The organism is Lysinibacillus sp. FSL K6-0075, from assembly GCF_038592945.1.
GTDB lineage: Bacteria > Bacillota > Bacilli > Bacillales_A > Planococcaceae > Lysinibacillus > Lysinibacillus fusiformis_F.
Window position 1 is genome coordinate 1,987,669 of sequence record NZ_CP151947.1, and the last position, 19,628, is coordinate 2,007,296.

Genomic DNA, 19,628 nt, shown 5'->3' on the forward strand with positions numbered 1-19,628 from the left:
TGAAAAATTGATTTTGCAATATCTATCTTTTAAGTTTTTGAGAACCTCATTTGTTGAGGTTCTTTTTTTATATAATCAGGGCAGGAGGTGAATACATGATTCTATTAGCACGACAACCATCGGATTCACAGAAAATACTAGAGGTGATGCTACGAAGATTGCCGCAGACGCAAAATGACTACGCCTATTATAGTGAACGATTGAGCCGTGTCCAAGCAGGGCTTGCTGGCGAACAGCGTGTCGATGCAGAATGGCTTGAGATCGATTTACCAACCCCCCATTATTTTCTCCATGATTTTCAAACCACGAATGGCTTCGGCTCTACCCATCAAATGGACACCATTTTTCTCTGTCCCCATTTTTTACTCATCCTAGAAATCAAAAATATAACAGGAAATCTCTCATATGATGCCTCTTTTGCACAGTTCACACGTACGACCATGGATGGCACGGTGGAAGGAATGGCTAATCCATTTGTTCAGCTGGAGCGACATGTGGTTTGGATGAAAAAACTGTTCCAGCGAGAACGTATCGATTTACCTGTTGTTCATGCGGTTGTACTGGCAACGAAAAATGGCATTTTAACAAAGGGGTTTGAGGGGCAACCTATATTTCATGTGACAGGGTTACGATTTTATTTCCAAAAATGGATAGAGCGGCATCATCCTAGAGAAAGCGTAGATCTTTTACGATTGGCGAACCTTCTATTATCCCTACACACGCAGTTGAAAAAAGAGGTAGAGATACCGCTTCAGGAAATGGTGAAAGGTGTGTTATGTCCACAATGTGGTACGGGACAGCGATTAAAGTATCACTATAAAAAATGGATTTGCCCACACTGTGGATTGGTGGATCGAGAAGCGCTGATGCGAACATTGGAAGATTACCGATTACTAGTCGGGCAGCAGGTAACCAATCGAAGCTTCCGCGAATTCTTTGGCATTGACTCGCCCGATTTAGCGTACAAGTTGTTACAGCAACTCCCTTTGCAAGCAGAAGGTGTCAAAAAACATAGGAAGTACTGGATTATGGAATAAGGATTTTAAAAACTAAGCAACTCATTCAAGCGGTCTGAATGAGTTGCTTTCATAGTTTTTGAGGTGGATAGAGAAGCGAAAGTAGCGGATAGAACACGAGAAGTGGCGGATACAACAGAGAAAGTGGAGGATACACAATAAGTAGGTGGATAGAAAAGGGAAAGTAGCGGATAGAACGTGAGAAGTGGAGGATACAGCAGAGAAAGTGGAGGATACGCAATAAGTAGGTGGATAGAGAAGGGAAAGTAGCGGATAGAACGTGAGAAGTGGTGGATACAGCAGAGAAAGTGGAGGATACGCAATAAGTAGGTGGATAGAAAAGGGAAAGTAGCGGATAGAACGCGAGAAGTGGAGGATACAGCAGAGAAAGTGGAGGATACGGAATAAGTAGGTGGATAGAAAAGGAAAAGTAGCGGATAGAACGTGAGAAGTGGAGGATACAGCAGAGAAAGTGGAGGATACGCAATAAATTAGTGGATAGAGCAAGAAAAGTAGCGGATAGAACGTGAGAAGTAGTGGATACACGCATCAAGATGAGGGATGGATTCTCCGAAAAGTATGCTAAATCCACCTCCTTTCTGAGCAAGGGTTCGCTTATTTCCTACTAGACAAATAGAGTTTTTAGGTATATAGTTAGCTAGGCTAACTAATTTAAAAGGAAGTGATAGTGTGACAATTGAACAGGAATTTTTTAATCAGTACCGCTTAATGTATCGGCCGTTTATTAATCAGCTGAATGTACAGCTTGAACCCTATCAGTTATATAGTTCACAGTGGGCAGTGCTTCGTTTCTTGAATGATAGGGGGCCACATTCATTTGTAGATATCGCGAACTTCATGTCTATAGAGAAGCCAAGTGTCACGAAGCTTGTACATAAACTTGTGGAGCTGGGCTATGTGGAAACGATGGCAGGTAAGGATAAGCGTGAAAAGCTTGTACACCTATCAAAGCATGGAGAAGAGCTTGTGCAGGAAATAAAGTCGCATTTGAGTCCGTTTTTTGAGCAGGCACTGGCAGGTGTGCCCAAGGAAGATATTGACATTGCGACACAGGTTTTAGCAAGAATTTGTATGAATATCAATCAATAGGAGAGAGTAACGTGGAAGCAACCAGAAAGAAACTATGGACAAAGGATTTTTTAATTGTCTCACTTATTAATTTTACCATTACGTTAATCTTTTATTTATTAATGGTGACGATTGCGGCTTATGCGGTGGAGCATTTTAATGCCTCTACAAGTACAGCAGGGCTTGTATCGAGCATTTTTATTATCGGGACACTATTAGGTCGTCTTGGGACAGGGCGTATTATTGGTGACTGGGGTAGCAAAAAAACATTATTTTGCGGACTGCTATTATTTATGTTGTCAACGATGTCTTATTTTATAGCAGGCAGTCTACCACTGCTGATGATCAATCGTTTAATACAGGGGATTGCACTAGGAATTGCCAGTACAGCTACAGGTACGATTATTGCACAAATTTTACCAGCAGAGCGTCGTGGGGAAGGGATTGGTTATTATAGCCTAAGTGCGATTTTAGCCACAGCCATTGGCCCATTTGTCGGCATATTATTAACACAGCTGTTTGAAGATTATCGTATGATCTTTGCAGTCGATTCTGTTTTAGCTATTATTTGTTTCTTTATGTATTTCATGGTGACCGTGCCAGATGCACCGAAAAAAGCGAAGGATACAGCTGTGAAGGCTGGCTTTAAAGTAACGAACTTTATTGAAATGCGCGCAGTACCGATTGCCTTTGTGGCGCTTGTGATTGGCTTTGCGTATTCAGGTGTCATGTCATTTATGACGTTTTATGCAAAGGAGCTAGATTTAGTATCAGCAGGAAGCTACTTCTTTATTATCTATGCCATTGTTATTTTGGCGACACGTCCATTTACAGGGAAATTGCTTGATACAAGAGGGGCGAATATTATTATTTATCCTTGCTTAGTGTTGTTTGCAATTGGCATGTATGCCTTTAGCTCAGCAACAACTACGATGGACTTTTTAATCGCTGCGGCTTGTATCGGAATTGGCTATGGGAACTTCAACTCAGTGGCGCAGGCGATTGCCATCAAAGTAACACCAAATGAGCGTTTAGGACTTGCGACATCTACGTATTTTATTTTTTATGATTTAGGCTTAGGTGTCGGGCCTTATTTCTTAGGCTTGTTTGTACCTTCTATGGGCTACGGCTCGATTTTCTTTTCGATGGTCTTTGTCATTTTAGTGTCGATTGTGCTTTATTACTTCTTACATGGAAAGCATGAAAATTTGAAACAAGCAGAAATTTTGTAGATTAGAATCATTATATTGTGGAAAAAACGTCTTTTTTCTAGTTGTTTGTACAGATCAACTGAAAAATGACGTTTTTTTCTAATTAAAAAAATAGTTGTTGCAATGGATGGTGATAATCATTATCATCACAAATATAAACTAATTCGGAAGTAGGTAAGAAGTATGAAAAACAAATCAATTTTGTCGGTATTAGTAGCAGGAGGCATTTTAATGGCTGGCTGTGGCAATACAGAAGAAGTCAAAAAAGAGGACAAGCCAGCAACAGAGCAGGCAGAGCAAGCAACACAAGAGGTGGATTTATCTGCTGAACTATCAGCCTATCAACAATTTGCGTTAGAGCAAATGGATCAATTTTTACTAGATACAGAGAAGTTTGTGAATCTATTTAAGGCAGGCGATATTGAGGGAGCAAAAGCGGCTTATGCGCCAGCGCGTATGTATTTTGAACGTTCAGAGCCAATCGCGGAAAGCTTTGGTGATCTTGACCCTCGTATTGATGGACGTTTAGCAGACATCCAAGAAGAAGGTAAAGGCGAGGAGGAATGGTCAGGGTACCATAAACTTGAGTATGCACTATGGGAAGAGAATACAACAAAAGGCTATGAGGCTGTAGCAGATCAACTGCTTGCAGATGCGAAGGAATTACATGCCCTTGTGCAAACGGTTGAAGTGACACCTGACTTAATGATTACAGGTGCAGTCGATTTATTAAACGAAGTATCGACATCTAAAATTACAGGTGAGGAAGAAATTTACTCTCATACAGACCTGTATGATTTTAAAGCAAATATTGAAGGCGCAGAAAAAATCTTTGAAATTTTACGTTCAAAATTAGAAGCAAAAGATTCAGCATTAGTGTCAACACTTGATGAAAAATTCAAAGCGGTGGACGATTTATTGGCACAACATGCAACGGCTGATGGTGGTTATGTATCCTACGAGGAATTAACGGAAGAAAACACGAAAGCACTTGCGGCAGCAGTGAATCAGCTTGGAGAACCATTAAGTCAAATGGGGATCATTTTGGAGTGAACATAAAAAATGACAACGTCAAATGAAGAAAAATTCATTAATAAAAAAATCTCTAGACGTGATATGTTAAAGCTAACAGGCATCGGTGTGGCAGGTGTTGCCATCGGTGCCTCTGGCTTGGGTGGTGTCATGAAAGCAATGGGCTACGATGTCTTTGAGACAGTAGCAGATAGCACGACGGCTAGCAATAAGGTCAATTTCTATGGCAAGCATCAGTCGGGTATCGTGACACCTGTTCAAACGAATATTTATTTTGCTTCTTTAGATGTGCTAGTGACATCGAAGAAGGAACTACAAGAGTTGTTCCAGCAATGGACACCTCTTGTTGTGCGTTTAATGAATGGTGAAGTCATGGTCGATGTTTCGACGAATACAAGAGTGCCCACTGGGGATACAGGAGAGGCAGAGGGCTTAGATGCTGCTAATCTATCCATTACCTTTGGTGTTGGGCCTTCATTATTCGATAAACTCGGGATGCAGCATGTAAAACCAGCAGAGCTAAAGGATTTACCACATTTCCCTAAAGATCAGCTACAGAAAGAATATACAGGTGGTGATTTGTGTATTCAGGCATGTGCAGATGATCCGCAGGTGGCCTTCCATGCTGTGCGTAATCTCGTACGAGCTGCTTCGGGTAAAGTGGAGATTAAATGGTCACAGGCAGGCTTCAACTCGTTCCCAGCAGGTGGTGGGACACCTCGAAACCTCTTTGCGTTCAAGGACGGTACGGTAAATCCAGCCATTACAGATGAAAAAGACTTAAATGAGGTCGTGTGGGTGGATAAAGGCTGGCTAAAGGGTGGCTCTTATTTAATCGCGCGAAAAGTTCAAATGCATCTTGAAACATGGGACCGCACATCACTGAAAGATCAAGAGGCTACATTTGGTCGTTACCGTGATAGTGGCGCAGCATTTGGCAAAACAAAGGAATTCGATGATTTTGATGTAGAGGCAAAGGATGATAAGGGCAATTATGTTATGCCTGATACATCACATGTGCATTTGGCACGGAAATCAGGTGCGCGTGTTTTGCGACGCTCCTATTCCTATGCATCGGGCGTGATGTCCAATACAGGAGCCCATGATGCGGGCCTTATCTTTATCTCTTTTCAAAAAGACCCAGCCCAATTTACAACGATCCAAAATAGCTTAGGGCGTATGGATAAAATGAATGAGTACATTACCCATCGAGGCAGTGCCGTGTTTGCATGCTTCCCTGGTGTACAAAAGGGGAGTTATTTAGGTGAAGCACTTTTTAACGCGCTGTAGTATCATAATCGCCTTAATCCTGACTTTAGCGCTACCTGTGCAAGCTGCACAATCCTATAGTCATCTCTATATTGCCATTAGTGATGCATTGATGAATACAAAGCAGGATAAAGAGGCGGAGGCCAAGCAGGCACTTGAACAATTTGCTGCGGATTGGGCTAAGGTTTCTTCAGAGCAAAAAGAAGCCAAAACAAAGGTTGATGAAATCCTTGCGCAAGCTACTGAAGCGACATCCAAAGACGAGCGTTTAGAGGCGCTATCAGCACTGTCGAATGCATTGCGTGCCTTAGAAAAGCTTGAAAATCCAGTGGATGAAGCGGCACAGCGAGCAGAGTTTGGGCAAAAGTTTAAGCCGATTATGGCAGACTTTGAAAAAGCTTTAGCAAGTGGTGACATTCAGGCCATTGAGGAAGCCTACAAGGATTTTAATAGTAAATGGAATAAAAATGAACGACCTGTGCGTGAGCAAAGTATTGCGATGTATGGGCAAATCGAAACACAAATGGCGTTTCTCCGTATTGCCATTTCGGCAGAGGAGCCAGATATCGCCCTGATGCAATCGCAATTTGCAGATTTACAGCAAACGATTGAGGATTTTATAGCTGGTAAAGAAACAGCTGAAGTGGTTGAAGGGGACTATTCGTTAGCAACATTGATTGCTTGTATCGATGAGGCACAGGACTTTGTAGATGCTGGTGATTATCAGGCGGCTTCTGATAAAATACGAGAGTTTATTACCATTTGGCCAAGTGTAGAAATTGAAATTTCCACACGTAATGGTAGTCTTTATACGAAAATCGAAAGTGATATGCCGATTATCGCGAGCGACTTATTAAAATCCAACGTCGATCAGCAAGCAATTACAAAAAAATTAAATGCTTTCCGTACTGAAATTGAGCTGATTCAGGGGGATTCCGATTACACTATTTGGGACGCTGCGTTAATTTTACTACGTGAAGGGCTAGAGGCATTACTCATTATTTTAGCCTTAGTGTCATTCCTCAATAAATCAGGACAGAACAAGATGCGCAAATGGATCTATGTTGGCGCATTTGTCGGCGTTTTATTATCAGCCGTTGCTGCCATCCTTATGTCGACAATTTTGAATTCAGCAACGATTGATACGAATCGAGAATTAATGGAAGGGTATGTAGGGTTAGTTGCTGCAGCGATGATGATCGGTGTTGGTATCTGGCTGCATAGCAAATCAAGTGTAGTCAGCTGGAACCGCTACATTTCCAAACAAATGGGCAATGCCATTTCGAGTGGCTCTATTTTTGCGATGGCTATGATTAGTTTTTTATCGGTCTTCCGTGAAGGTGCAGAAACACTGGTCTTTTATGCGGGGATTGCACCAAAAATGGAAACGTCGCAGTTTATTCTTGGAATTGTGGTGGCACTGGTCATTCTTGCTGTACTGGCAGTCGTGTTATTTAAAGCAAGTGGCAAAATTCCCATTCATAAATTCTTTGCAGTAGCAACCGTTTTAATTTACGTTTTAGCCTTTAAAATTATTGGTGTCAGTCTGCACACATTGCAACTCACAGATAATCTGTCCACAACCATTGTTGATGGCATACCTGTTATTAGCTTCATTGGCTTCTATCCAACAGTGGAAACGATTATTGGCCAAGCTATTTTACTCGTGTTAGTGGCAGCGACTGTGCTTTATAAAAAGAAACAAGCCTAATGAAAAAGGGTAGATGAGTGTAAAACGCCATCTACCTTTTTTAATGCCAATGGGCTGGTCGTTTAATATAGGAAGGTAATTTAGTCGAACGATCCCCCTGTGCGGCATTGATTTGCATTTGGGTTAAAAACAGACTTGTCGAAAGGTCAGCACCGCGCAAATTGGCATCTCGTAAATCGGCCCCGATGAAATCTACTCCTTGTAAATGCGCATTTTGAAGATTAGCTGCAATTAAATAACTACCCCTTAGATCAGTCGCTCGTAAATCCTTGCCTTTTAAATTTTTGCCCATCCAATCAGCTCCACGCTGATTCAATTTCCTAGCAGTCTTTCCCTTTACGCTATGCTGACGAATTTGCTCACTTGTTTGGAGCAATAGTGCATTGATTGGCATACGAATCGCTACCATATCCAGTGTTAATAAGGCATCAGCCTCTAGTGCTGTTGTCTGCTGTAGCTGCTCCAATTGGGCAAGGAGCTGCTCATAAAGCGTATTATCCACCTGATAGGATAATGCCTCCGCTACATAAGCAATCATTTCGTAAAGCTGTTCCATGATGGGAAAAACGCGAAACATCTTGTCAGCATGCTCACGGGATTGTCGCCAATCCTGTCCATGAAATGTCACCTGTGAAACCTGCTGTCCTGCACCTAAGCAATCAAAAACGGTACAGCCCTTAAAGCCTGTTTCTCTCAGCTGGCTATGAATGTGACAGCTATAGTCACCCTGCAAATTAGGACATGGCGTGCCTGCTGGTTTATTAATCGCAAAATCGCTGGAAGCCACGATATTTAAAGCGGTACAGCATAAACCAAAACAGCTTTGACAATCTGCCTGTAGGCTTTGTCGGATTTTTGTACCAACTGTTGTCTCTTTCTTTGTCTGATTCGACATTCTCATTTTCCCCTCTAATCTTTTCCATTTAATTATTATTTTAACACTATCAGGCTAGCAGTTAAAATAGAGAGCAAACTGTATTTTGAAAGATAGTAGGGGATATGGTATTCTTCTTCAAAAGAGTTGTAAAGAAAAGTGGTGGTGGAACATGGGGTAACGGTCAATGAATTATTACAATTGCCATCCTTTCGAGGGGCAGAGGTGTTAACGGGTAAAGATAATCTGCATCGTACCGTATCATCCTTATCTGTACTAGAGGTATCGAATGTTGATTTTTATTCGAAAATTATTAACCGTGTACAGGAGGAATGGTATGCAGAGGAGCTTGTCATTAGCTCCTTTTACTCCATTCGAGATAGCGTGGAGCAGCAATGTGAAACGATTCAGCATTTACATGATTTAGGAGAGCTAGGTCTGATTTTGTATTATGTCGGCATTGTATTGCCCGATATTCCAGAAGAAGTGCTGACGTTAGCGGAGGCGCAAGGGTTTATTATCATTTGTATGCCAAGAAATGATTATTCACTGCGCTATAATGAGGTTATTTATGAGGTCATGGAAGCCATCGTTAGTAATCAAGGCGTAAATGATCATTTTGTCAAAGAGACATTAGAAAAGGTATCGTTACTGCCTGAGCATTTAAGAAGTGTTGAAATTACACTGAAAATGCTTTCGGATCGTTTGAAGGCCAATATCGTGCTCACGAATAGTCATTTTGAAATTGTGAACCAGGTGATGTGGCCTCGAAATTCATCATTAGATGTGGCGAATGTGATTGAAGAATGCTCTCAATCCAATTTCCATCGAGAAACGGGCAAGCTAGAGCTACAAAGAAGTGATGTCTCTTGTGTCGTGGACTATAAAAGAGTGCATCAAAAAAATGGCGAGCCGCTATTTTTATTCTTAATAAAAGAAAATACAAAACTGCCCGCTAAGACGATTGAAAAGGTAAGTGAGGTTGTACAAGTAGCCATAAATTTATGGGGAGATAAGCATGATGAGGTAAGTGAATACGCCCTAGTCAAAGCCATTATTAATGATGAAGGGGAGAAAATGAGACGGTTAGCCAATCTCCTTCATATTGATGTTTCCGCCATTCAAATGATGTGGCTTGTCTACATGCATGATTTAGCAGATGAAAAAAGAATTCGCGATGAATTGGAAGAACAGCTTTCCAAGTATTATCAAACAAGGGTGATCCAATGCATTGACCATTGTATGATCGTGCTGGTAGGGAATTGCTTTTATAAGCATCATGAGTTTGAAATTGCCATCGAATATAGTGAAACGACCCAGTATGATGCACAAATCCCAGAAATTGTTTATGCACCTAAAATGAGAAATACAAAGTCTGTTCGTCAAATGTATCAATTGGTCAATCAGGTGGGGGACAAGGCTCATACCATTTACCCAATGCGAAAATTGTTTACAGCAGCGGAAGTTCGCTCTATGAAAAGGGCCATTGATGTCAGTAAGCAGGGCGAGGAAATGATTGAGGAATACTTGTCTGTGATAGAACCCATTTTACGTGATCAGGATGCCTTGCAGACATTGGTGACCTTTTTATTAGATGCAAATGCTAGTGTGGAGCGCTGTGCAGAGCTCCTTTATATTCATAAAAACACGGTGAAATATCGCATTAAAAAAATTAGTGAGCTGATTGGCACGGATGTTACCGTGTACTCGGAATTTTATGATGCCTATATGGCTTGCATGCTATATCGATTGATTAATGATTAGAATAATCTGAAATTTTGTCATTTTGAACAAAATTTCAGATTATTTTTTTCATTTACGCAAAAGACTCGTGCCCTTCCTTTCTTTTATAATTAAAAACATTAAACCCCAATAAGGAGGGAGTCACATGCAGAATGAAAACAAAGGTCAATCTTGGTATAGCTTAGGCATTATTTGGGCTGGTGCCATGATTTGTATCCCTAGTTTATTAGTAGGTAACGCACTGATTACCAATATGAGTTTATCAAAGGCACTGGCTGTCGCTTTTGTAGGCTATGCCATTGTCGTATTCATCATGGTATTGCAAGGCATGCAAAGCAGTGATTTAGGAAAACCCACTGTCCATATCGCAGGGCAGGTGTTTGGGAAAAAAGGCTCTCGTACAATATTATCCATTATCTTAGCCATTGCTTGCTTAGGGTGGTTTGGCATTCAGGCCAATGTTTGTGGCGTTGCCTTAGCGAATTTATTAGCTATCTATCATTTGAATATACCCATTCCTCTTGCTTCATTCCTAAGTGGTATGGTCATGGTCGTATCGGCTCTTTATGGTATGAAAGTGTTACGTATTTTAAGCTATATTGCTGTACCATTACTCGTCATTATTTGCCTGTACGGTTTAGGTCAAACTTTAACTGGCGAGCAGATGCAGCTCATTCGGGATTATCACCCACAAGGCAATATGAGCTTTATGGATGGTTTAGCTGTAACGATTGGGTCCTTTGCATTAGGGGCTGTTATAGCGGGTGATTATTCGCAATTTTCCAAAAAACGTTCAGATGTTTTCAAAGCCGCTACATTTGGGATTATTCCAGCAGGTGTGCTGATGATTGCTGTGGGAGCTGTATTAACGATTGCCTATCAAACAAGTGATATTACTGCAGTCTTTCTGCATATCGCAACACCCTTTATTGGTGGGGTTGGTCTGATTTTAGCGACATGGAAAACCAACTTGGTTAATGCGATTTCAGGTGGTATTGCCTTAATAAATGTATTCGATGTTGCCAAAAACAAAGAACGATTAGCAATTGGTGTGGCGGGTACACTTGGCACAATCTTAGCTGTTGTGGGGATTTTAAATTATTTTACACCGATTATGTCAATTTTATCGGCGATGATTCCACCTGTTGCAGGGGTGATGATTGCGTCCTACTGGGTCATTCATAAAGGCAAAACAGATAGCTGGCATGAAGTTGAAGGGGTCAATCGATTAGGCGTATTTTCTTGGCTAGTAGGAGCTGTGATTGCCTGTATGCCAGTGGTATTCTCCTTATTCCCTGCATTGCCAGCACTACCAAACCAACCGATGATCGGCATTATTATTTCATTCGTGATTTATTATGTTGGCGATCGTGTATCTGTACAAAAAACGGTCATATTGGAGGAACATAGATGAGATATTTAGATCAAACCGCTATTGAACATATTGCCATTGGCGCAGCATTTCTAGGAACAGGTGGGGGAGGCGATCCCTACATTGGGAAATTAATGGCGCTTTCTGCCATCGAAAAAAATGGGCCTGTGAAGCTGTATTCTGTAGATGAAATTGCAGATGATGACTTTTTCATTCCAGCCGCGATGATGGGAGCACCATCAGTTTTAGTAGAGAAATTCCCACGTGGCGATGAGTTCGTGAAAGTTTTCCAAAAGCTCGCGCAATATTTGGGCAAGGAAAAAATTGCAGGCACCTATCCAATGGAAGCGGGTGGGGTCAATTCGATGATTCCCATTGTAGTTGCTGCACAGCTTGGCTTACCATTGATTGATTGTGATGGTATGGGACGTGCATTCCCAGAATTACAAATGGTGACATTCCACTTAGATGGGATTTCGGCAACGCCAATGGCCATCACAGATGAAAAAGGGAATATTGGTATTTTTGAAACGATTGATAATAAATGGACAGAGCGTATCGCACGAACAGCAACAGTGGAAATGGGCGCTAGTTCATTAGTGAGCCTCTACCCAACAACAGGTGCACAAATTAAACAAAGCGGTGTACATCATATTGTGACGCTTTCTGAAAAAATCGGTGAAATTATTGCCTCAAAAGATCAAGAGGTGAACGATAAGCTACAAAATCTTTTAAAGCTTGTGGAAGGATATGAGCTTTTCCAAGGAAAAATAGTAGATGTTATTCGTGAAACAAAGGGTGGCTTTAACCTAGGTAAAATGAATCTTGAAGGTATTGAATCTTACAAAAATGATCAAATGAAGGTTCATTTCCAAAACGAAAACTTATTAGCGGAGAAAAATGAACAGGTTGTTGCGATGACACCAGACTTAATTTGCTTGGTGGATTATGAAACCTTATTGCCTGTTACAACAGAAAGTCTAAAATACGGCAAACGTGTGCGTGTAATTGGCTTACCAGCACATGAAAAATGGCGTACAGCAAAAGGGATTGAAACAGCTGGACCCAAATACTTTGGCTATGAATATGAGTATACGCCAATTGAGGAATTGGTGAAAAAGGAGGTAGCGGAGCATGTATAAAATTGGGATTGATGTAGGTGGAACAAACACAGATGCCATCCTTTTAGACCATAATAGTCAGCTCATTTACAGTGTGAAATCACCAACAAGCTTAGATATTAAAACGGGTATTGAACAGTCTCTGCAACAATTACTAGAGGGCGCAAATATCGATAAAGCAAAAATTACCCATGCAATGTTAGGAACGACGCAATGCACCAATGCCATCGTTGAACGTAAAAAGCTAGCAAGAGTCGGTGTTATTCGACTAGGCTATCCAGCAACGGCCTCTGTACTGCCTTATACAGCTTGGCCAGACGATATGATTGATAAATTATCAGGTAATTATGCGATTGCACATGGTGGCTATGAATATGATGGTCAATTATTAAGTGCGCTCGATCAGAAGGAAATTACAAAGCTATTAGAGGAATGGCGTGGTCAAGTAGAATCGATTGCAATTGTCGGCGTCTTTTCTTCTATTAAAAACGATCAAGAATTGCAAGTTCGTGAATGGATTCAAGAAATCTATGGCGAGGAGTTCCCGATTTCCTGCTCCTCATTAATTGGTTCTGTGGGGTTAATCGAACGTGAAAATGCAACGATTCTAAATGCTGCATTATGTAAGGTGATCGAGACAACAACACAGGGCTTTGTCCAGGCGTTGCAAGCAGAAGGTATTTTTGATGTAGCAGTATATCTATGCCAGAATGACGGTACATTAATGTCTATCGACTATGCCAAGCAATTCCCGATTTTAACAATTGCTTGTGGACCAACGAATAGTATTCGTGGGGCATCGTATTTATCCCAAATACAAAACACAATGGTATTGGACGTTGGGGGGACGACTTCCGATATTGGCGTATTACAGGATGGTTTCCCTCGAGAATCCTCTGTTGCGGTAGAAGTGGGGGACATCCGTACAAACTTTAGAATGCCCGATATTATCTCAGTAGGACTTGGCGGTGGTAGTATTGTTCGTGTGAATGATGACAAAATCACTGTTGGGCCAGATAGTGTAGGCTATAAAATTAGTGAAGAGGCCCTTGTCTTTGGTGGCTCGACCTTAACGACAACGGATATCGCTGTCCGTTTAGGCTTAGCAGACGTAGGCGATTCCACGTTAGTTGCCCATATTGATGAAGCATTTGCCAAAGCCGTTCAAGAAGAAATTTCTTCCTTACTGGAGCAGGCGATTGATAAAATGAAAACTTCCTCAGAGGATGTGTCACTGGTTTTAGTGGGCGGCGGTGGAATCATTGTGCCAGACAAAATTCGTGGCGTTTCTACTATTGTAAAATCTGAATACGGTGGTGTAGCGAATGCCATCGGTGCCTCGATTGCGCAAATTAGTGGTCAATATGAGCAAATTTATATTTATTCCAAAGAACCACGTCAGGAGTCCTTAAAGGATGCACAAAACAAGGCTGTGAAACAAGCCGTATTAGCAGGTGCTCTTGCGGATACGATTGAGCTAGTGGAAGTAGAAGAAACCCCTCTTGCGTATCATCCAGAAAATGCAACAAGATTAAAGGTAAAAGTAGTAGGGAAAATGGTCTAACAGTCAAAGGAAGAGTCCTAATTAAACAGGGCTCTTCCTTTTATTAATTGATCAAATGAATGAATCTCCGCATCTGGTTTGATGTCAGTAGGATTCGTGAGTTGATGAGGATTGAACCATATGCCCTTCATCTTTGCCTGTTGGCAACCAGCAATATCCTTTTCTAGGTCATCCCCAACGAATAGGGCTTCTTCTGGTTGTACATGAAGCTGATTTAAGGCTAATTCAAATATCCGTTTGTCAGGCTTAGTAAATCCTACTTCCTCAGAAATAAGGACAACATCAAAGTAACTCGCTAAGCCTGTATGCGTGATTTTAGCCTTTTGTCGCTGAGTAGAGCCGTTTGTGATAATGCCAACCTGTACATGCTTCTTCATTGTTTGGATAACCTTCAGCGTATGTTGATTAATAGAAAAGCAATATGGAAACTGCTGATTCCAAAAATCTTGCATGTCATGGCGAGGCAGTTGAAAGGTTGGTGGAAACGCATCAAAAAACGATGATAAAACATTTGTTTTATCGGCATAGCCATAGTCTCTTTTATCGTATTCTTTAAATTGTTGCAGCATGTCTGTTTTTACGGAATGCTCAACAGCTCCATAGTATTTTTCTAGCATACGATGAAACAGGTTATCGACAGCATGATCTCGATTAAGTAAGGTATCATCTAAATCAAATAGTATCGCCTTCACGAGCTTCATGTCCTTTCTTGCTCATCAAGCGGTTTTCGTTTATGTTTTTCCTTAATAATTTTCTTGTTAAGGATTGTTACCTTGCCAACCATGAGCAACCTCATGTCTTCCACAATATACTTGGCTAGCTCTTCATCCGATATGTCATCTCCTTCAATATCAAGGCGGAATTCCTGCCCCTGTATGCCACCACCATTCGTAAAGTCAATTTCAAAGTCAAAGACTACTCTTTTATCCATTCCAGTACCACCTTACGCTTAGTGTTAGAGTGCTATCCATATATTCTGTTTTGTATAGATGAATACCTCCTTTAAAAAATGTGTAGATACAAATAAATAACAGAGGCTTCTTATCAATTTAGAAATGAAAGCTTTTCTTGATGATTTTCGCCACTTCTGGTGCACTCAAATTTGTATTATTGATTTTGATATAATTTGAATAAGGAATCTCACCTTCTAAAGAATTCAACCTATACTGCTCCATTGATATTTTTAAGTCAGCCTCGGACCATTCTATATCTCTTTTAGATGGCTTATGTGCAAGTCGGTTATCACTTTTATTACGCTCAAGTCTTTCATCGAAATCAGCCTCAAGTTCCACATAGTAAACAATACCATCTCTGGACTCAAACAACTGCGAGATTTGATTCACATAATCCCAGTCAGCTTGTAGATTCAATGCCCAAACGTAAGTAAAAATCATGCCATACATATCGCTCTTTGATACTTCTTCAAATATCTCCTGACGAAACAAATTTACTAATCTTTTTCCTTCTTTCGTGCTGTAATCAAAAAAATGTCCCACTAAATCAATCGTCATATGATTATGAAAAAGCTTCAAATTTGTTATTTTAGCTAATTCCTGTCCAACAGTCATCTTCCCAACTGCTTGTGGTCCAAAGATAAGAATAAATTTCATAAACGCCCTCCTAATATCCAATATTATCCTATAAAGAGTAAAGCATAGATAAAGGAATAATGGAAGACGATTAGAAGGAAAGACCTGAGCAATAGAAATTTCCTTTTTCTTGTATTTGCCACTTGCCAACTAAAAAGTCATAGTGTAATATGTGACTAGTACACTATGACACGAGGTGTTGTGATTGAAAAGTTTTGTAGGACTTTTAAAAAAAGAATGGGTACTTTATCGCTCATGGTTTCTAGTAGGGATATTTATGGGTCTTATGCTATCTTGGATCGTTCCCTATATATTACATCAGTATGTCGATTTCTTTGCACATGAGTATCAATTAGCATTTGCCTTTACGATACTCGTCCTTTTTCTAGGTGGATTTTATTCTATCTTACAATTTTTAGCGTCGATGCGATTGGATATTAAAGCAAAGGAGAGCTGGCTCCATTCAACAAGCTCCATCACGAAGCTTATCGGGGCAAAGTTAGTTTGTTCGTTAGTAGGATATATCCTCTTTAATACCCTTTTCACGAGTATAGCCATTTTCCATATGAAAGAGGAGCTAATTGCGAACACTGGACAAATTTTATTAATTTTAGTAATAATTGTTATTATATTGACGATTTTACAGTTAATGCTATTTATCGTGCTTTTATTCTTTTTAGCTTTTTATTTGCAATTGAAGCGCCTAATCGGTCGTTTTTCGATTGTGTTGACAATGGTTGCGTTTTATTTAACGACAGCTGGTTGGGTGCGAGTGACGGAGAGTCAGCTGTATCGAACGATTTTCCTCCATGGAGAAGTTTCGCTTCACCATATTGAACAGTACCTACCAAAAGCGAAAGGGATGACAATAGAATGGATGCTGGGCTCGATTTATATTGTCGAGGAAGTGGCCATTACGTTATTCCTGCTACTGCTCTTTTTAGCAGCATCGAAGTGGCTTGAAAGGGTGGTTTTACGATGACGATGGATTTTTCGCGTGATAAACCCATTTATAGCCAGCTTGTCGATCGAATTTGTGGGGACATTTTGAAGGGAAAGTTGCATCTAGGTGATCGACTTCCCTCCGTTCGAGAATATGCAGTAGAAACAGGTGTCAATGTCAATACGGTGCAACGTGTCTATAAGGAGTTAGAGGCGATGAATATAACGGAAACCAAACGAGGACAGGGTACATTTATTACGAGCAATGAGGAACGCATTGAATTATTGCGGGAAGAGATGAAAAACCAGCTAGCTGAAAATTTTTTAACTTCGATTGAGGCTTTAGGCTTTTCGAAGGAAGAGATGCTTGTGGTTTTGAAAAATAAAGGGTGAGGTGAAGGGATGTTACAGCTATCAAATGTATCTTTTCAATATAAGAAAAAGCCGATTTTACAGGATCTATCCTTTTCCTTCCCGATTGGACAAATCATTGGACTTGTAGGGGAAAATGGGAGTGGTAAATCGACGCTAATGAAGGTATTAGCTGGCTTACTGCGACCCTCTGCTGGTGAGGTCACACTGGATGGTGAGCCTGTCACACGTAGAAGTGCTGACCAAATTGCTTATTTGCCCGATACGGATTTATTTTTTGAGTACTACACGGGTGAACAGCTCTTCCAGCATTATGCCTCTCAGTTTGCAGATTTTTCCTATGATAAGGCCTGTATCGTTGCACAATTTTTACAGGTAGATAAAGGCACGAAGCTACGCCAATTGTCAAAGGGCAATCGTGGTCGTATGAAAATGGCTGCAACCCTTGGGCGAGAGGTTCCTTATTATGTCATGGATGAGCCGTTTGCTGGGCTAGACCCCATAGTGAGAGAGCAGCTGATTAAAGGCTTAATTCAATTTACGGATATCGAAAATCAAACGATTTTGCTATCCACACATGAATTATATGAGGTAGAGCCTATTTTAGATCAAATTATTTTATTGCAGGCGGGCTCTATTACGGCCTATGAGGAAGTCGAAACATTACGCGATGTGGCCAATAAGGATGCGGTCGAGTGGATGAAAGGATTTTATCGTCCTTCAGTAAAAGATATCGACAGCTCAAGGTGAAGAAAAAATTGTCAGTAAGCCATTATGCCAAGTCGAAATAGATTAGAAAGGGTGAAAAATATGACTGAACCAATTGTACAATTGCAAAATTTATCGAAGACGATTCGAGGAAAGCAATTAATTCAACAGTTAAACATTGATTTATATCCAGGCCAAATTACAGGATTTTTAGGACCGAATGGAGCGGGGAAAACAACAACGATCCGAATGATGACAGGACTTATGCATCCAACAGAGGGCAATGTCATCATCGATGGGCTTTCACTTAAGGATCATTATGAGGAAGCCATTAGTAAGGTTGGCGTCATTGTAGAAAATCCAGAAATGTATAAATTTATGTCAGGCTATAAAAATTTACTACATTTTGCACGTATGCATAAAAATGTAACGAAGGAACGAATTCAGGAGGTCATTCAACAGGTTGGGCTCGAAAATCGTATCCATGAAAAGGTCTCTACGTATTCACTTGGTATGAGACAACGACTAGGGTTAGCTCAGGCGCTATTGCACAGACCGAAGTTTTTGATTTTAGATGAGCCGACGAATGGCTTAGACCCTGCTGGTATTCGTGAGTTTCGTATGTACCTGCGTAAGATTGCTTCTGAAGAGGGCGTATCCGTCTTTGTCTCAAGTCACTTATTATCTGAGATTGAATTGATGTGTGATCGTGTGGCCGTGATCCAAAATGGGCAGCTAATTGATCTGCGTGATATTCACAATGAAAGCTCATCATTTTATTATGTGGAGGCACAGCCAAAAGAGCAGGTGTCTGCTTATCTGGAACAGCGTGACTTTAACTTTGTAGCAGAAAATCAAGGCTATGTGGTGGAAATGAAGAAAGAGGATGTCCCAGCTATGACAACACAACTAGTCCAAGCGGGTATTCAATTATTTGCTGTACAGCCACATCAAAAAACATTAGAGGATCAATTCTTAGAAATGACGGGAGGCGGACAAATTGCTGAAGCTAATTCAAAATGAGTGGATGAAATTATGGCATAAAAAAGGAACATGGGCAATGGTGGCCATGCTGATTCTTGTCATTCTTGTTCCAGCTGGAATCACAAAATATTATGAAGTAAAATCCCCAGTTGAAGGCTCTTGGCAGGACATAGAGCAGGAGGCCATTCAGTCGTATAAAGAGAGGCTAGCAGGTGAAGATTTAACGGAGGAAGATAAAGCATACTTTCAAGAGCAGATGGCTATTTCTGAATATCGTTTAGCTAATGATGCACCAAGTCAAAAGGATAGTAGCCTTGTGAGCTTTATGTCCTTTACAAGCGGCATGCTAACGCTTGTCACTTTATTTACAGTCATTACCGCAGCGAGTATTGTATCGAGCGAATTTTCAACAGGGACGATTAAAATGCTCTTAACGCGTCCAATGTCCCGTGCAAAAGTGTTAACGTCTAAATTACTGACAACATTCCTCTTTGGTTTGTTATTGTATGTGGTCAACGTGGTGGTAAGTGCGCTCGTCGGCTTAGTCTTGTTCGGCATGGGAACAGGTGTCGAATTAGAAATCGTCAATGAACAGGTTGTTGAAAAGGGCGTATGGGGTGATTTAGCCTATCATTACCTATTATCTGGTGGCGATTTTGTGATGTCTACATTATTTGCCTTTTTGATAGGTTCTGTGTTCCGTTCAAGCTCCTTAGCAATCGGTTTAACGATGTTCCTTTCCTTTACAGGCGGCATGATTGTCATGTTCTTAAGCCGATATGACATCGTCAAATATATTTGGCTAACACATTCTGATTTAACACAGTATGAACATGGTGGAGGCTCTATCATTGCTGATGTAACGATGCCCTTCTCACTAACAGTACTTGCTATTTACGCATTAGTTTTCCTTGTCATTAGTTATTCAACCTTTATGAAACGTGATGTCACGGCATAAGCTAAATAAGAACTGTGCCCTAATTTCAGATTAGGGTGCGGTTTTTTTGTTTGACATCACGAAATATTAAAAA

The 19,628-nt window shown here is 40.7% G+C and carries 19 protein-coding genes; 15 read left to right on the forward strand and 4 right to left on the reverse strand.

Features of this window, described 5'->3' with window-relative positions; genetic code table 11:
• The first annotated feature begins 95 nt into the window (after positions 1–95).
• The 6 genes from MHB65_RS09545 (at position 96) to MHB65_RS09570 (ending at position 7,328) form a co-directional block, all read left to right on the forward strand.
• Complete coding sequence (locus MHB65_RS09545) at positions 96–1,037, forward strand: nuclease-related domain-containing protein (RefSeq protein WP_342443253.1); 942 nt, start codon at positions 96–98, stop codon at positions 1,035–1,037.
• Between the two features lie 669 nt (positions 1,038–1,706).
• Positions 1,707–2,126, forward strand: coding sequence for a MarR family transcriptional regulator (locus tag MHB65_RS09550; protein WP_342443254.1), 420 nt, complete (start codon positions 1,707–1,709; stop codon positions 2,124–2,126).
• An 11-nt stretch (positions 2,127–2,137) separates the two neighbouring features.
• Positions 2,138–3,337 (forward strand): MFS transporter, encoded by a 1,200-nt coding sequence (locus tag MHB65_RS09555; RefSeq protein WP_342443255.1) that lies wholly within the window; start codon positions 2,138–2,140, stop codon positions 3,335–3,337.
• Between the two features lie 162 nt (positions 3,338–3,499).
• Positions 3,500–4,369, forward strand: coding sequence for an iron uptake system protein EfeO (gene efeO, locus MHB65_RS09560; protein ID WP_342443256.1), 870 nt, complete (start codon positions 3,500–3,502; stop codon positions 4,367–4,369).
• Between the two features lie 9 nt (positions 4,370–4,378).
• Entirely contained in the window at positions 4,379–5,638 is a 1,260-nt protein-coding gene (gene efeB, locus MHB65_RS09565) for an iron uptake transporter deferrochelatase/peroxidase subunit (protein WP_342443257.1), read from the forward strand.
• Positions 5,613–7,328, forward strand: a complete 1,716-nt coding sequence (locus MHB65_RS09570; protein ID WP_342443258.1) for an FTR1 family protein — start codon at positions 5,613–5,615, stop codon at positions 7,326–7,328. Before efeB ends, MHB65_RS09570 begins: the two co-directional genes overlap by 26 nt.
• Positions 7,329–7,368: 40 nt before the next feature.
• On the opposite strand, the gene MHB65_RS09575 is transcribed toward MHB65_RS09570, so the two are convergent.
• On the reverse strand, positions 7,369–8,223 hold the full coding sequence (locus MHB65_RS09575) for a pentapeptide repeat-containing protein (RefSeq protein ID WP_342443259.1): 855 nt from the start codon (positions 8,221–8,223) through the stop codon (positions 7,369–7,371).
• Positions 8,224–8,361: 138 nt separating this feature from the next.
• Here MHB65_RS09575 and MHB65_RS09580 point away from each other — a divergent pair, with 138 nt between their 5' ends.
• The 4 genes from MHB65_RS09580 (at position 8,362) to MHB65_RS09595 (ending at position 14,002) form a co-directional block, all read left to right on the forward strand.
• Complete coding sequence (locus MHB65_RS09580; RefSeq protein ID WP_342443260.1) at positions 8,362–9,966, forward strand: PucR family transcriptional regulator ligand-binding domain-containing protein; 1,605 nt, start codon at positions 8,362–8,364, stop codon at positions 9,964–9,966.
• Between the two features lie 124 nt (positions 9,967–10,090).
• Positions 10,091–11,359 carry a cytosine permease gene (locus MHB65_RS09585; protein ID WP_342443261.1) on the forward strand — a complete coding sequence of 423 codons (1,269 nt, stop codon included), beginning with the start codon at positions 10,091–10,093 and terminating at the stop codon, positions 11,357–11,359.
• The gene (locus MHB65_RS09590) at positions 11,356–12,459 is read left to right on the forward strand and encodes a DUF917 domain-containing protein (RefSeq protein ID WP_205442780.1); all 1,104 of its coding nucleotides are present in this window, start codon (positions 11,356–11,358) and stop codon (positions 12,457–12,459) included. The genes MHB65_RS09585 and MHB65_RS09590 overlap by 4 nt, the downstream gene beginning before the upstream one ends.
• Positions 12,452–14,002 (forward strand): hydantoinase/oxoprolinase family protein, encoded by a 1,551-nt coding sequence (locus tag MHB65_RS09595; RefSeq protein ID WP_342443262.1) that lies wholly within the window; start codon positions 12,452–12,454, stop codon positions 14,000–14,002. The genes MHB65_RS09590 and MHB65_RS09595 overlap by 8 nt, the downstream gene beginning before the upstream one ends.
• 17 nt (positions 14,003–14,019) lie before the next feature.
• Here the strand turns inward: MHB65_RS09595 and MHB65_RS09600 are convergent, their stop codons facing one another.
• From MHB65_RS09600 to MHB65_RS09610, 3 genes are all read right to left on the reverse strand, one after another.
• Entirely contained in the window at positions 14,020–14,703 is a 684-nt protein-coding gene (locus MHB65_RS09600) for an HAD family hydrolase (RefSeq protein ID WP_342443263.1), read from the reverse strand.
• Positions 14,700–14,933: a cyclase gene (locus MHB65_RS09605; protein WP_342443264.1), complete on the reverse strand. Its 234-nt coding sequence runs from the start codon at positions 14,931–14,933 to the stop codon at positions 14,700–14,702. Before MHB65_RS09605 ends, MHB65_RS09600 begins: the two co-directional genes overlap by 4 nt.
• 118 nt (positions 14,934–15,051) lie before the next feature.
• The gene (locus MHB65_RS09610) at positions 15,052–15,612 is read right to left on the reverse strand and encodes an AAA family ATPase (RefSeq protein WP_342443265.1); all 561 of its coding nucleotides are present in this window, start codon (positions 15,610–15,612) and stop codon (positions 15,052–15,054) included.
• Between the two features lie 184 nt (positions 15,613–15,796).
• Between MHB65_RS09610 and MHB65_RS09615 the strand changes: the two genes are divergently transcribed.
• From MHB65_RS09615 to MHB65_RS09635, 5 genes are read left to right on the forward strand one after another with little or no spacing between them, the layout of a single operon-like run.
• On the forward strand, positions 15,797–16,573 hold the full coding sequence (locus MHB65_RS09615) for a hypothetical protein (protein ID WP_342443266.1): 777 nt from the start codon (positions 15,797–15,799) through the stop codon (positions 16,571–16,573).
• Entirely contained in the window at positions 16,570–16,926 is a 357-nt protein-coding gene (locus tag MHB65_RS09620; RefSeq protein ID WP_342443267.1) for a GntR family transcriptional regulator, read from the forward strand. Before MHB65_RS09615 ends, MHB65_RS09620 begins: the two co-directional genes overlap by 4 nt.
• Before the next feature lie 9 nt (positions 16,927–16,935).
• Positions 16,936–17,655 carry an ABC transporter ATP-binding protein gene (locus MHB65_RS09625; RefSeq protein WP_342443268.1) on the forward strand — a complete coding sequence of 240 codons (720 nt, stop codon included), beginning with the start codon at positions 16,936–16,938 and terminating at the stop codon, positions 17,653–17,655.
• Between the two features lie 60 nt (positions 17,656–17,715).
• Positions 17,716–18,636 (forward strand): ABC transporter ATP-binding protein, encoded by a 921-nt coding sequence (locus MHB65_RS09630; protein ID WP_205442789.1) that lies wholly within the window; start codon positions 17,716–17,718, stop codon positions 18,634–18,636.
• Positions 18,614–19,555: an ABC transporter permease gene (locus tag MHB65_RS09635; protein WP_342443269.1), complete on the forward strand. Its 942-nt coding sequence runs from the start codon at positions 18,614–18,616 to the stop codon at positions 19,553–19,555. The genes MHB65_RS09630 and MHB65_RS09635 overlap by 23 nt, the downstream gene beginning before the upstream one ends.
• Positions 19,556–19,628: the final 73 nt, after the last annotated feature.

Excerpts from the sequence above, each read along its gene's own strand:
- MHB65_RS09590 (WP_205442780.1), top strand. The coding sequence starts at position 11,356 with ATGAGATATTTAGATCAAACCGCTATTGAACATATTGCCATTGGCGCA.
- MHB65_RS09545 (WP_342443253.1), top strand. The coding sequence starts at position 96 with ATGATTCTATTAGCACGACAACCATCGGATTCACAGAAAATACTAGAG.
- MHB65_RS09610 (WP_342443265.1), bottom strand. The coding sequence starts at position 15,612 with ATGAAATTTATTCTTATCTTTGGACCACAAGCAGTTGGGAAGATGACT.
- MHB65_RS09595 (WP_342443262.1), top strand. The coding sequence starts at position 12,452 with ATGTATAAAATTGGGATTGATGTAGGTGGAACAAACACAGATGCCATC.
- efeO (WP_342443256.1), top strand. The coding sequence starts at position 3,500 with ATGAAAAACAAATCAATTTTGTCGGTATTAGTAGCAGGAGGCATTTTA.
- MHB65_RS09605 (WP_342443264.1), bottom strand. The coding sequence starts at position 14,933 with ATGGATAAAAGAGTAGTCTTTGACTTTGAAATTGACTTTACGAATGGT.
- MHB65_RS09585 (WP_342443261.1), top strand. The coding sequence starts at position 10,091 with ATGCAGAATGAAAACAAAGGTCAATCTTGGTATAGCTTAGGCATTATT.
- MHB65_RS09625 (WP_342443268.1), top strand. The coding sequence starts at position 16,936 with ATGTTACAGCTATCAAATGTATCTTTTCAATATAAGAAAAAGCCGATT.
- MHB65_RS09600 (WP_342443263.1), bottom strand. The coding sequence starts at position 14,703 with ATGAAGCTCGTGAAGGCGATACTATTTGATTTAGATGATACCTTACTT.
- efeB (WP_342443257.1), top strand. The coding sequence starts at position 4,379 with ATGACAACGTCAAATGAAGAAAAATTCATTAATAAAAAAATCTCTAGA.
- MHB65_RS09620 (WP_342443267.1), top strand. The coding sequence starts at position 16,570 with ATGACGATGGATTTTTCGCGTGATAAACCCATTTATAGCCAGCTTGTC.
- MHB65_RS09630 (WP_205442789.1), top strand. The coding sequence starts at position 17,716 with ATGACTGAACCAATTGTACAATTGCAAAATTTATCGAAGACGATTCGA.
- MHB65_RS09575 (WP_342443259.1), bottom strand. The coding sequence starts at position 8,223 with ATGTCGAATCAGACAAAGAAAGAGACAACAGTTGGTACAAAAATCCGA.